Source organism: Rhodococcus sovatensis, assembly GCF_037327425.1.
Taxonomy (GTDB): Bacteria; Actinomycetota; Actinomycetes; order Mycobacteriales; family Mycobacteriaceae; genus Rhodococcoides; species Rhodococcoides sovatense.
Window position 1 is genome coordinate 346,079 of sequence record NZ_CP147846.1, and the last position, 11,808, is coordinate 357,886.

The 11,808-nt window shown below is 64.8% G+C and carries 9 protein-coding genes; all 9 read left to right on the top strand.

All coding sequences use genetic code 11. The features are described from left to right. Window positions 1-132 precede the first annotated feature (132 nt). The 9 genes from WDS16_RS01520 to purH all read left to right on the top strand — a co-directional run bounded on the left by WDS16_RS01520 (window position 133) and on the right by purH (window position 11,805). Window positions 133-1,944, top strand: a complete 1,812-nt coding sequence (locus WDS16_RS01520; RefSeq protein WP_338889964.1) for a hypothetical protein — start codon at window positions 133-135, stop codon at window positions 1,942-1,944. Window positions 1,945-2,090: 146 nt separating this feature from the next. After that, a complete protein-coding gene (sucC, locus tag WDS16_RS01525) occupies window positions 2,091-3,254 on the top strand; it encodes an ADP-forming succinate--CoA ligase subunit beta (RefSeq protein WP_338889966.1) in 1,164 nt (387 codons plus the stop codon). A gap of 8 nt (window positions 3,255-3,262) precedes the next feature. Then, on the top strand, window positions 3,263-4,174 hold the full coding sequence (gene sucD / locus WDS16_RS01530; RefSeq protein ID WP_338889968.1) for a succinate--CoA ligase subunit alpha: 912 nt from the start codon (window positions 3,263-3,265) through the stop codon (window positions 4,172-4,174). Window positions 4,175-4,433: 259 nt separating this feature from the next. Beyond that, on the top strand, window positions 4,434-5,657 hold the full coding sequence (locus WDS16_RS01535) for an acyl-CoA dehydrogenase family protein (RefSeq protein WP_338889970.1): 1,224 nt from the start codon (window positions 4,434-4,436) through the stop codon (window positions 5,655-5,657). A 23-nt stretch (window positions 5,658-5,680) separates the two neighbouring features. Continuing rightward, a complete protein-coding gene (sfnG, locus tag WDS16_RS01540; protein ID WP_338889972.1) occupies window positions 5,681-6,793 on the top strand; it encodes a dimethylsulfone monooxygenase SfnG in 1,113 nt (370 codons plus the stop codon). An 80-nt stretch (window positions 6,794-6,873) separates the two neighbouring features. Next, complete coding sequence (locus WDS16_RS01545; RefSeq protein ID WP_338889974.1) at window positions 6,874-8,001, top strand: DUF5336 domain-containing protein; 1,128 nt, start codon at window positions 6,874-6,876, stop codon at window positions 7,999-8,001. 57 nt (window positions 8,002-8,058) lie between these two features. Next, on the top strand, window positions 8,059-9,516 hold the full coding sequence (locus WDS16_RS01550) for a DUF6350 family protein (protein ID WP_338889976.1): 1,458 nt from the start codon (window positions 8,059-8,061) through the stop codon (window positions 9,514-9,516). Window positions 9,517-9,709: 193 nt separating this feature from the next. Continuing rightward, entirely contained in the window at window positions 9,710-10,258 is a 549-nt protein-coding gene (purN, locus tag WDS16_RS01555; protein WP_338889978.1) for a phosphoribosylglycinamide formyltransferase, read from the top strand. Further along, on the top strand, window positions 10,255-11,805 hold the full coding sequence (gene purH / locus WDS16_RS01560) for a bifunctional phosphoribosylaminoimidazolecarboxamide formyltransferase/IMP cyclohydrolase (RefSeq protein WP_338889979.1): 1,551 nt from the start codon (window positions 10,255-10,257) through the stop codon (window positions 11,803-11,805). The genes purN and purH overlap by 4 nt, the downstream gene beginning before the upstream one ends. Window positions 11,806-11,808 lie beyond the last annotated feature (3 nt).

Consider the following 11,808-nt stretch of genomic DNA (forward strand, 5'->3'; position numbering starts at 1 on the left):
CATATGTGAGATGGCTCACAAGGCGAGCAGGCGTTTTGCGGAGATCGACTGTGATCTCCGACAGGTCACAAAAATGGCTACCAACCGCGTGGCGGCCGAGAAGATCGCGGACGAGCGATAGCGTCCTGATACGTGTCCTCTCCTTCACAGACAGGCAAAGTCCCTCCCCGCGTGATCGAGGGTCGATCACCGGATGGCGCGAGCTCCCGCGCAGCGGCTCTTGCCGCAACCGCAGCAACGTCGATTGCGGCGCTGATCGCCCTCGCTTCCCTGGCTCTGGCGCCCGTCGGAGCGGCCCAGGGCGTTGGTCCGGAAACCGGAGTCGTTGTGGGGGCGGTCGTTGCGGTTGCTCCTGTCGTCGCAGTGGCGATTCTGGCGATTCTCACCGTCATTGCTCGGCCTGCGCTCGCCGGCGCACTGACGGCCGGGTACGGCGCCATCTCGGTGGGACTGGTCCTACTTGATCTCGGTTTGGTCAGTTCGCCGATCGATGCCAATCGGCTCGAGCTGTTCCGGCCGACTACTGCCGAAGCCCTCGAACCGGAGCTCGGTGCCTACGGGTTGATCGCCGCCCATGCCCTCGCCGTGGTGGGCGGTGTGCTCGGTCTCGTCGCCGTCGGTAGGGCTTCGTTCGACGATGGCTACGGCCATTCGCCCCGAGCGGAGCTGACCGGTCGGTCGTCGGCAGTTCGAATCGGAGCGACCCTGTCGGTGATCGCGGTAGTGGCCTCGCTCGTCGCGGCCGCCGCGATGTGGACACCGCCGTATGTCTCGACCGATTCGATCGTCCTGGTTCGGGCAGTCGTCGAATCGCCCCTGACGACCGCGCTCGGATCGGGAGCGCTGGCGCTGGCCGTGGTGATCGTCGTAGCAGCAGCGCTCGCATCGATCTCCCCGCCCGTTGCTGCCGGCGCGGTACTTGCAGCGGGTCTGGGGATCGTCGGGATCTTCGGCAGCCGGGGCGTCGCGGGATCTGCGTCCGGTCCTGGCGTCGACGCGTCTGCAGGTTCTTGGATCGGCGCGGTCGGGGGGATCGTGCTGACCGTCGTCGGAGTTCTCGCACTCCCCATCTCTGCTGTCCGCGACCGGCGGGGCGACGCCGGGGGAACGACGGGGCGTGACCGCAAGCTGCAGGATCCGAGTTCGTCCATGCGGTGGCACGTCGTCGCCGGGATGTCGGGGGTTGCCGGGGGAGTTCTCCTGAGTGCCGCTGGATTCCTGCCGATACTCGATGTTCCCGACGGCATGCCGAATCCGACGATTCTCGCGACGCGCACTGCGCTCATCGCGGGGTTCCTACTCGTGATCGCGTCCGTTCCGATGTTCTTCTCGTTGTTCGCCGGCACCGTCCGTCCGGCGCTCGGGATCATCGCCGTCGCTGCGATCATGGCCTCGACCGGCGTCCTGCAGTCGGTGGTGCTTGCCGCCGACATCGACGGCATCGGCCTTGGTATCGGCGGCATTGCGACTGCTCTCGGGGCAACCGCCGCGGCCGTCTGCGGACTCGGGGTGCTCCTCGCGGGTAGTTCCGAGCGGGACGACGTCGACACATCCGACATGCGCACCGACGGCAACGTGGGGTCGGTGGCGTGGCTCGGCGGGATCGTGTCGGCAGTAGCTCTCGGACTGCCCCTCTATCGGGGCGTCGACACCTCGGCTGCGTCGTTCGCGGAGTTCCCCTGGGGTTGGGATGCCTGGGGCCAGGCAGCGATGGCGGTGACCGTGGTGGTGGCCGTCCTCCTTGCGTCACGCTCGCGGCCCGCCAGAGGGACCGCCCTTCTCGTCGGGTGCGCGGTCGCCATGGTCGTCTATGTGCTGGGTTGGCCGCTGACACAAGCGCGTGTGCTGGACCCTGCTATCGGAGCCGGTTCGTTCGTCGGCGCGCTCGGGTGTGTGATTCTCGCTGTGGCGGCAGCTCTTTCGGCCCGACGCCGCAGCCAGTGAGGCGTGGGACACACACCATGAGCCGGTGAGATAGACCACATAGCATCCATGCGCCCGATGCGCCGCCTGGGCACCTGGATAAAGTCCATCACCAGACCCGCTCACACCCCTTGAGCGGGCGTCAACGTAGACGAGACGGTGAGCTGATGGATCTCTTCGAATACCAGGCGAAGGAATTGTTCGCCAAGCATGGCGTACCCACCTCCGCCGGTCGTGTCACCGACACGGTCGCCGGAGCAACCCAGATTGCCGAAGAAATCGGCAAGCCAGTGATGGTCAAAGCGCAGGTCAAGGTCGGTGGCCGCGGCAAGGCCGGTGGCGTCAAGTACTCCAAGGACGTCGCAGCAGCCACCGAGAACGCAGAAGCGATTCTCGGACTCGACATCAAGGGCCATGTCGTCAATAAGCTTCTCGTTGCAGAAGCCTCCGACATCGCCGAGGAGTACTACATCTCCTTCCTGCTCGATCGCACCAACCGCACCTACCTTGCGATGTGTTCGGTCGAGGGTGGCGTCGAAATCGAGGTGACGGCGGAGGAGAACCCCGACGCACTCGCACGTATCCCGGTCGACGCCGTCAAGGGCGTCGACCTTGCTTTTGCTCGTGAAATCGCCGAAAAGGGCAAGCTTCCCGCCGAGGTGCTCGACGCCGCTGCGGTGACCATCCAGAAGCTGTGGGAGGTCTTCATCAATGAAGACGCTCTCCTGGTCGAGGTCAACCCGCTGGTTCGCACCCCGGACGATCAGATCCTCGCCCTCGACGGCAAGGTGACGCTCGACGCCAACGCAGACTTCCGTCAGGCCGGCCATGCCGAGTTCGAGGACAAGGACGCAGCCGATCCCCTCGAGGCCAAGGCCAAGGAGAACGACCTCAACTACGTCAAGCTCGACGGACAGGTCGGCATCATCGGAAACGGTGCCGGGCTGGTCATGTCCACGCTCGACGTCGTCGCATACGCGGGCGAGGCACACGGCGGCGTCAAGCCCGCCAACTTCCTCGACATCGGCGGCGGCGCTTCGGCCGAGGTCATGGCCGCAGGCCTCGACGTCATCCTTGGCGACGAGCAGGTCAAGAGCGTGTTCGTCAACGTCTTCGGTGGTATCACCGCGTGTGACGCAGTCGCCAACGGCATCGTCGGCGCGCTGAAGAAGCTGGGCGACGACGCCAACAAGCCGCTCGTGGTCCGCCTCGACGGAAACAAGGTCGAAGAGGGCCGCAAGATTCTCGCCGACGCCGCGCACCCGCTGGTGACGCTCGCCGGAACCATGGACGAGGGCGCCGACAAGGCCGCCGAGCTGGCAGCGAAGTAGAGGAAACCATGTCAATCTTTCTGAACAAGGACAACAAGGTCATCGTCCAGGGCATCACCGGCGGCGAAGGCACCAAGCACACCGCCCTGATGCTCAAGGCCGGAACCCAGGTCGTCGGCGGCGTCAACGCACGTAAGGCCGGAACCACGGTCAAGCATGTCGATGCCGACGGCAACGACATCGAACTCCCGGTCTTCGCGACCGTCGCCGAGGCCATGGAGAAGACCGGAGCGGACGTCTCCATCGCGTTCGTTCCGCCGGCATTCTCCAAGGACGCCATCGTCGAGGCGATCGACGCCGAGATCCCTCTGCTCGTCGTCATCACCGAGGGCATCCCCGTGCAGGACTCCGCGTACGCGTGGGCCTACAACGTGGAAAAGGGCAAGAAGACCCGCATCATCGGCCCGAACTGCCCCGGAATCATCACTCCCGGTGAAGCTCTCGTCGGCATCACGCCCGCCAACATCTCCGGCACCGGCCCCATCGGCCTGGTCTCCAAGAGTGGCACGCTGACCTACCAGATGATGTTCGAGCTCCGTGACTTCGGCTTCTCGACCGCCATCGGAATCGGCGGCGACCCCGTCATCGGTACGACGCACATCGACGCCATCGAGGCGTTCGAGGCCGATCCCGAGACCAAGCTGATCGTCATGATCGGTGAAATCGGTGGCGACGCAGAAGAGCGCGCCGCCGACTACATCAAGGCCAACGTGACCAAGCCGGTCGTCGGTTACGTCGCAGGCTTCACCGCTCCCGAGGGCAAGACCATGGGCCACGCAGGCGCCATCGTCTCCGGCTCGCTGGGAACGGCGCAGGCCAAGAAGGACGCACTCGAGGCCGCAGGCGTCAAGGTCGGCAAGACGCCGTCCGAGACCGCTGCCCTCGCGCGCGAAATCCTCGAATCGATGTCCGTGAAGTAGCTTTCACATCGGAAGGGCCCGCCACGACTGCTGTGGCGGGCCCTTTTGTGTTGGGTGCGCCGGGCCGCTTGGGTTCGCCGGGCCGCTTGGGTTCGCCGGTTGTCCGCTTGAATGAACCACGGAAGCTATCTGACCGTATGGATGGACCATTCAAGCGATGCGGGGGGCGAGGCCGAGCGATGCGGGGCACGGCGGATTCTCAGAATCACGGTGAATAGAACTGTGTCCATTACTCCGCGTAACGGCTTCACTGATCCTCATGACTACCACCGAGAACCACTCCGTAGCGACCAAGAGCTGGCCCGACGCACCGACGTCCCCCGAAGGATGGATCGCCAGGGCAGGTGAGGTTGCGCAGCTCCTCGCTGTCGATGCCGTCGCCCGCGACAAGGGCCGGGACCTTCCCGCCGCCGAGGTTCAGTTGCTGAAGGATGCCGGGCTCGTCACGCTGCTCGGACCCGTCGAACACGGTGGCGGCGGCCAGGACTGGCCTACCGCCTACCAGGTCATCCGGACCGTTGCTGCAGCCGACGGTTCCATCGGCCAGCTTCTCGGATACCACCTGCTGTGGTTCTGGGCCGCCCGTCTCGTCGGTACTCCCGAGCAGATCGAGGCCGTCGAAGCAGACGCCACGAAGAACAAGTGGTTCTTCGGCGGTGCCGTCAACCCGCGGGACAATGACGTAGCGGTCACCGACGAGGGCGACACGATCGTCTTCGACGGCGCGAAGTCCTTCTCGACAGGAAGTCGTGTCTCGGACGTCACGGTGCTCGAAGGAGCGTTGCAGGACGGTCAGCATGTGTTCGCGATCGTGCCGTCGAACATCGAAGGCCTGACGTTCCATGATGACTGGGACAACATCGGCTTGCGTCAGACCGAGAGCGGCAGCGTCACCATCGACAAGGTCCGTGTCGATTGGTCGAGCGCAGCGGGATTCGTGGACAAGGCCTTTGCGCCCCGCGTCTACAACACCCTCAACGTTCCTACCATCCAGCTGGTATTCATCAACTTCTATCTCGGTATCGCGCGGGGCGCACTCGAGGAGGCCGCGGCGTACACCAAGACCAAGACCCGCGCCTGGCTGCACAGCACCGTCGACTCGGCCGTCGACGAGCCGTACATCATCGACATCTACGGTGATCTGACGTCCAAGCTGTGGGCCGTGGAGGCGCTTGCCGATGCAGTTGCCCTGGAAGGGAACAAGATTCACAGCAATGCGTGGAACGTGACGGCGGAGGAGCGTGGCGATCACGAGGTCCGCGTCGCCGCTCTGAAAGCCCGCGCGACCGAGGTGTCGCTCGAAATCACCTCGACTGTTTTCGAGGCACTCGGAGCGCGTGCTACGGCGAGTAAGTACGGATTCGATCGCTTCTGGCGCAACGTGCGCACTCACACCCTGCATGATCCCGTCGCTTACAAGCGTCGTGAGGTCGGTCGTTGGGTTCTGACCGGAGAGCTACCCGAGCCGACCTGGTACTCGTAGAACATTCTCGTAGAAGGAAGACAATGAGCACCGAAAAGATTGCCGACGCAATAAAGTTCGCATACTGGGTCCCGAACGTCAGCGGTGGTCTCGTCACCAGCGACATCGAGCAGAGAACCAGTTGGGACTACGAATACAACAAGAAGCTCGCGCAGACGGCGGAGAACAACGGCTTCGAGTATGCGTTGAGTCAGGTTCGCTACGAGGCAAGCTACGGGGCCGAATTTCAGCACGAGTCGACGAGCTTCAGCCTTGCGTTGCTGCTGGCGACGGAACGATTGAAGGTCATTGCGGCGGTGCACCCGGGTCTGTGGCAGCCGGCGGTGTTGGCCAAGCTCGGTGCCACCGCCGACCACCTGTCGAACGGACGCTTCGCGGTCAATGTCGTCAGCGGATGGTTCAAGGACGAATTCACCCATCTAGGGGAGCCGTGGCTCGAGCACGACGAAAGATACCGGCGCAGTGCAGAATTCCTCCAGGTGCTCCGCAAGATCTGGACCGAGGACGACGTCGATTTCCGGGGCGACTTCTACCGTATCCACGACTTCACCTTGAAGCCCAAGCCGCTGAACACTCCCGATCGGCCCAACCCCGAACTGTTCCAGGGCGGCAATTCGTCTGCTGCACAGGAGAACGCGGGCCGCTACTCGGACTGGTACTTCAGCAACGGCAAGGACTACGACGGCGTCACCGAGCAACTGGACAACATTCGCCGGGTTGCGCGATCGCACGACCGTGAGGTCAAGTTCGGTCTCAACGGCTTCATCATCGCCCGCGATACGGAAAAGGAAGCCAAGGACACGCTTCGCGAAATCATCGAGAAGGCGAACAAGCCGGCCGTCGAGGGGTTCAGGGGCGCAGTCCAGCAGGCCGGATCGTCGACGAAGGACGGCAAGGGCATGTGGGCGGATTCGACATTCGAGGATCTCGTTCAGTACAACGACGGTTTCAAGAGCCAGCTGATCGGAACTCCCGAGCAGGTAGCCCGCCGCATCGTCGAGTACCGCAAGCATGGGGTGGACTTGATCCTCGGTGGGTTCCTGCACTTTCAGGAAGAGATCGAGTACTTCGGCGCGAACGTCTTGCCACTGGTCAGAGAGTTGGAATCTGCTCCGGCGCTGGTCGGGGCCGTCTGAATCGAGCGCGAAACACCGAATCGGGTCCGTAGACTAGCGTGGTCTACGGACCCGATTCAGTGCTATTTCAGGAGAGTGTCATGACCTTTTCACCCGAAGGCCCGCGTTCGTCGGGACCCGGTTCCGGCGGTTATGGCAGTGGCTACTCGCCGGAAGGCTCCCGGCCCTCGACGCCCGGTTACGGCAGCTACGGCCCGACCGGTCAGCAATACGGCGGCCAGCCGCAGCAACCACAACAACCGCAGCAACCGTCGCAGTTCGGGCAGCCGTCGTCTCCGTCACCGACCGGCCAGTACTCCCCGCCGCTCGCATCGGACCGGCCGTCGCCGCTTCCGCGGATTCTGGCTCTCGTCGTTGCAGGTCTCGGCGTTCTCAGTTTCTTGGTCGGACTGGCCGGACAATACGAAGTTCCGGGCGAGGCGGTCAATTTCTTCTTCGTTCAGACCGGTGACCCGACGTCGATCGCCCTCCTGCTGGCAGGCGGACTCGTCGCGGCCAGTGGGTTGTTGCCCAAGCAAGCGGGCACGATGGGCGTCGCTGCGGCACTGTCGGTAGCCGGCTGGTTGGTGTTGGTGTTCCAGTCCTTCAACACCGGTGATGCGGGCCCGATCGGCGCATCCATCGAGCTCGGGGTCGGCGGAATGATCGTCCTCGTACTGGGATTCGTGCAGTCGGTCCTCGCAGTCGCCGCGACCCTGTTCGGCGCCGGTGTGATCAAAGCGCCGCAGCCCAAGCCGAAGTCGTACGGGCAGACGAACTTCCAGGGCTACGGTCAGCAGGCTCCCGGTTACGGTCAGCAGAGTCAGGGCCAGGGCCAGGGTTATGGCGGCTATGCCCAACCGACACAGCAGAACTACGGCGTCCCCGGTCAGGGCTATGTTCCGCCCAGCTACACCGGACCATCACAGGGGCAGCAGAATCAGCCGAACCAGAACACCACCGGCGGCCTCGGCTATCCCGTCGGCACCTCGAAGCCAGAGTCCTCGCCCAGCGGACTCACCGGTCCTGCCGGACAGAACTCTCCGTACGGCCAGCCCCAGTACGGCCAACCGCCGGTAGGTTCGGGTGGCTACGGTGCTCCGCAGCACGCTGTTCCGTCGGACGCGCCGAGTGAGCGCACCGATGATTCCGGGGACGAGAGCACGCCTCCGTACAGTGCTCCGACGCAGGCGTTCGGTCAGACACCGTCGGATGAGGACAAGAAGTGAGCTCTGCTCGGCGCGCCTGATCGAACCGGTCGCCTGTTGGTGCAACGCTCGTAGCCGATGAGCGCCGTACTGAATCAGGAGAAGAAGCGCACCGGACGCACCCCTCGTCCGCCGGAGCGTCGACAGGTCCTTTCGCCTGCCCAGTCCAGAACCTTGATCGGCGTCGCTTTCCGCGTCCCAGGTGTTCTTCTTGCGATCATCACGACGGTCGTGCTGGTGACGCTCGTGTCGGTCAACAGTGAACTCACCGGCACCTTCGGCGCCATCGCAGGCCTGTGGTTCGCGGTCCACTTGGTTCCGCTGAGCATCGCGGGCACCTCCCTCGGTGTCTTCCCGCTATTGCCCACCCTGGTGGTCGCGGCCGTGGTCGTCCGCCGCATCGCCAGGACCATGACGGAGACGACCACCCGCCGCGACTGTGCGTGGATCGTCGGCGCCGCAGTACTCGGTCCGCTCGTCGTGACGGCCTTGGCGCTGGCGGTCGCTGCGGATGCGTCGGCAGCGATCGGGCTGTCGAGTCCCCATGCGTTGGTCGCATTCGCGTGGGTGGCGGGCGTACATGCGGTGTCGGCGGGTATCGGAGTTTGCGTCGGGACCTGGAACTCCGACGCTGTCGCAGAGCGTGTGCCGACGTGGATCGGAGAAATCGTCACGCCGACGATTCGAGCCGCGTCGGTTCTGGTCGCAGGCGGCGGCGCGATCGTGCTGGTGGCCATGATCGCCTCCTGGTCCACGATGGAAATGCTGCTCGAATCCGGCAACGGGTTCGTAGGTTTCCTCGGGCTGACAGTGCTGTCCGTTCTCTACCTTCCCAACGTCGTGTTGGGTTCTCTTGCGGTCGCAGTCGGATCCTCGTCGCACATCGGTGACGTGACAGTGAGCCTCTTTCAGTCCGTCGGTGGCCCGGTCCCCCCGTTGCCGATCCTGTCCGTCCTACCCGAGGGCGCTGCACAGACCGCGTGGATGCTGATGCTGATCGTCCCCATCTGCGCGGGCATACTCCTCGGGCGTGAGTGCGCGCGGCGGTCGGTCGACGTCCACTACGCGCTGTCTTCGGTATGGCTCGGCGCAGCAGTCATCGGCCTGTGCGCCCTAGTCCTCGGGTTCGCGGCAGGTGGCAACCTCGGCACTTTCGGAACCGTGCAGGTCACGGTCTGGTCGTTCGGCCTTCTCGTGTTCGCCTGGCTTGCGGTCGTCGGATCCATCGCCGCGGCAGTGACTGTGTGGCGCGGAGGATCCAAGGAGCTTCCGGTTCCCGACGTCGCACCGGCAGGAGCTGTGGCAGTCGCCGCGATCGGCCCGCCCGTCGTCCACGAGGAGCGGGCGGTCGACGCGGAGGTTGTCGAGGAGCCGGACATGGTCGAGGCGGCACCGGCAGTCGTCGACCAGCCCGCCGACGATCCGGCCGAGGACATCGTCGACGCCGAGGTCGTCGAGGTCCCGGACGACGAGCAGACAAGCGACGAGGTCGATACCGAGACTGCGGCGACCCCGGACGGGGACGACAAGCCCTGACCGGACCACCCCATGACAGGACCTGGCTGACGGCGGTGCTGACCGCTGCGACTACTGTTCATGCTGCCCCGGTTCGGTACCGACGGGTGTTCCGCCTCGATATATCAGGAGAAGTGCGCTGACTGCCTCGCGTGAGACACCCGCTCGGGTCGTCGTCCTCGCATCGGGGGCGGGCTCTCTGTTGCTGGCGCTTATGACGGCCGCGCAGAGCGACGCCTATCCTGCCCGGATCGCGGCGGTCGGGGTCGATCGTGACTGCGACGCGGCCCGGCACGCACACTCGGCGAGCATTCCGCATTTCCGTATCGGCCTGCGCGATCATGCGGATCGAGATGCGTGGGACGCCGCTCTCACCGAAGCCGTACTCGAACACGAGCCCGATCTCGTGGTGACGGCGGGGTTCATGAAGATCCTCGGACCCCGCTTTCTCGACGCCTTCGCCGGCCGGATCATCAACACACACCCCGCGCTGCTCCCGGCCTTCCCCGGAGCCCATGCTGTCGAGGACGCGCTCGCGTATGGCGTCAAACTGACCGGGTCGACGGTTCATCTCGTCGACGCGGGTGTCGATACCGGGCCGGTTCTGGCCCAGGAAGCTGTGCCCGTGCACCCAGACGACGATCGATCGTCGTTGCACGAGCGAATCAAGACCGTGGAACGCAGGCTGCTGGTCGACGTGGTCGCTGCGGTTGCCACCCGAGGTGTTGTCTCCGATGGACGAAAGGCTCACATCCAACCATGAGTGAACGTAAAGCAGTGCGTCGCGCGCTGGTCAGCGTCTATGACAAGACCGGATTGATCGAGCTCGCGACCGGCTTGCACAACGCAGGCGTCGCTCTGGTCTCCACCGGGTCGACCGCGTCCAAGATCGCCGACGCCGGGATACCGGTCACCAAGGTCGAGGATCTGACCGGTTTTCCCGAGACGCTCGACGGCCGAGTCAAGACGCTGCACCCGCGCGTGCATGCAGGCGTGCTCGCCGACACCCGGCGGCCCGAGCATCTCGCACAGCTCGAGGACTTGGGTATCGAGGCATTCGAGCTCGTCGTGGTGAACCTCTATCCGTTCACCGATACAGTTGCCAGCGGCGCTACCCCCGACGAGTGCGTGGAGCAGATCGACATCGGTGGACCGTCCATGGTTCGCGCCGCGGCCAAGAATCACCCGTCCGTTGCTGTGGTCGTCGATCCGGCCCGCTACGAGGATGTGCTCAGTGCCGTCGCAGGCGGTGGGTTCACTCTGGCGGAGCGTATTTCGCTTGCTGCACAGGCGTTTCAGCACACCGCCGCATACGACGTCGCAGTAGCGTCGTGGATGAGCAGTGTGCTCGTAGACTCCGACGAGCAGTTCCCTGAGTGGGTCGGCGGCACGTGGGATCGGTCCGCGGTGCTTCGGTACGGCGAGAACCCGCATCAGGCCGCAGCGCTGTACGTGAGTCCCACCGGCAGCGGTATCGCGCAGGCAGAGCAGTTGCATGGCAAAGAGATGTCGTACAACAACTTCACCGACGCCGACGCTGCATGGCGTGCGGCGTTCGATCACGAGGCACCGACCGTCGCAATCATCAAGCACGCCAACCCGTGTGGCATCGCGGTGGGCGCCGACATCGCCGAGGCACACCGCAAGGCGCACGCCTGCGACCCGGTCAGCGCATACGGCGGCGTCATCGCGGCCAATCGTGAGGTGACGGTCGACATGGCCGAGCAGGTCGCCGAAATCTTCACCGAGGTCATCGTCGCCCCGTCGTACGCGGACGGTGCGCTCGGAGTTCTGCAGCGCAAGAAGAACGTTCGTGTTCTGCTGGCTACACCGCCGTCGCCTCAGGGGGTCGAGCTCAAGCCGATTTCCGGTGGCACCCTGATGCAACAGCGTGACGCGATCGACGCCGACGGCGACAACCCGGCCAACTGGACCCTCGCCGCCGGTGATCCCGCCGACGAGCAGACCATGAAGGACCTCGTATTCGCCTGGCGCGCAGGACGTGCAGTGAAGTCCAACGCGATCCTGCTGGCCAAGGACGGCGCTTCCGTCGGTGTCGGCATGGGACAGGTCAACCGCGTCGACGCCGCGCACCTGGCAGTCCAGCGTGCGGGCGACCGCGTCGAGGGTTCGGTGGCGTCCTCGGACGCGTTCTTCCCGTTCCCCGACGGCCTGCAGGTCCTGCTGACTGCAGGGGTGAAGGCTGTGGTGCAGCCCGGTGGGTCGGTGCGCGACAACGAGGTCATCGCGGCAGCTCAGGACGCCGGGGTCACCCTCTACCTCACGGGTTCGCGGCACTTCGCTCACTGACCC

Excerpts from the sequence above, each read along its gene's own strand:
- sucC (WP_338889966.1), top strand. The coding sequence starts at position 2,091 with ATGGATCTCTTCGAATACCAGGCGAAGGAATTGTTCGCCAAGCATGGC.
- sucD (WP_338889968.1), top strand. The coding sequence starts at position 3,263 with ATGTCAATCTTTCTGAACAAGGACAACAAGGTCATCGTCCAGGGCATC.
- WDS16_RS01535 (WP_338889970.1), top strand. The coding sequence starts at position 4,434 with ATGACTACCACCGAGAACCACTCCGTAGCGACCAAGAGCTGGCCCGAC.
- sfnG (WP_338889972.1), top strand. The coding sequence starts at position 5,681 with ATGAGCACCGAAAAGATTGCCGACGCAATAAAGTTCGCATACTGGGTC.
- WDS16_RS01545 (WP_338889974.1), top strand. The coding sequence starts at position 6,874 with ATGACCTTTTCACCCGAAGGCCCGCGTTCGTCGGGACCCGGTTCCGGC.
- WDS16_RS01550 (WP_338889976.1), top strand. The coding sequence starts at position 8,059 with ATGAGCGCCGTACTGAATCAGGAGAAGAAGCGCACCGGACGCACCCCT.
- purN (WP_338889978.1), top strand. The coding sequence starts at position 9,710 with ATGACGGCCGCGCAGAGCGACGCCTATCCTGCCCGGATCGCGGCGGTC.
- purH (WP_338889979.1), top strand. The coding sequence starts at position 10,255 with ATGAGTGAACGTAAAGCAGTGCGTCGCGCGCTGGTCAGCGTCTATGAC.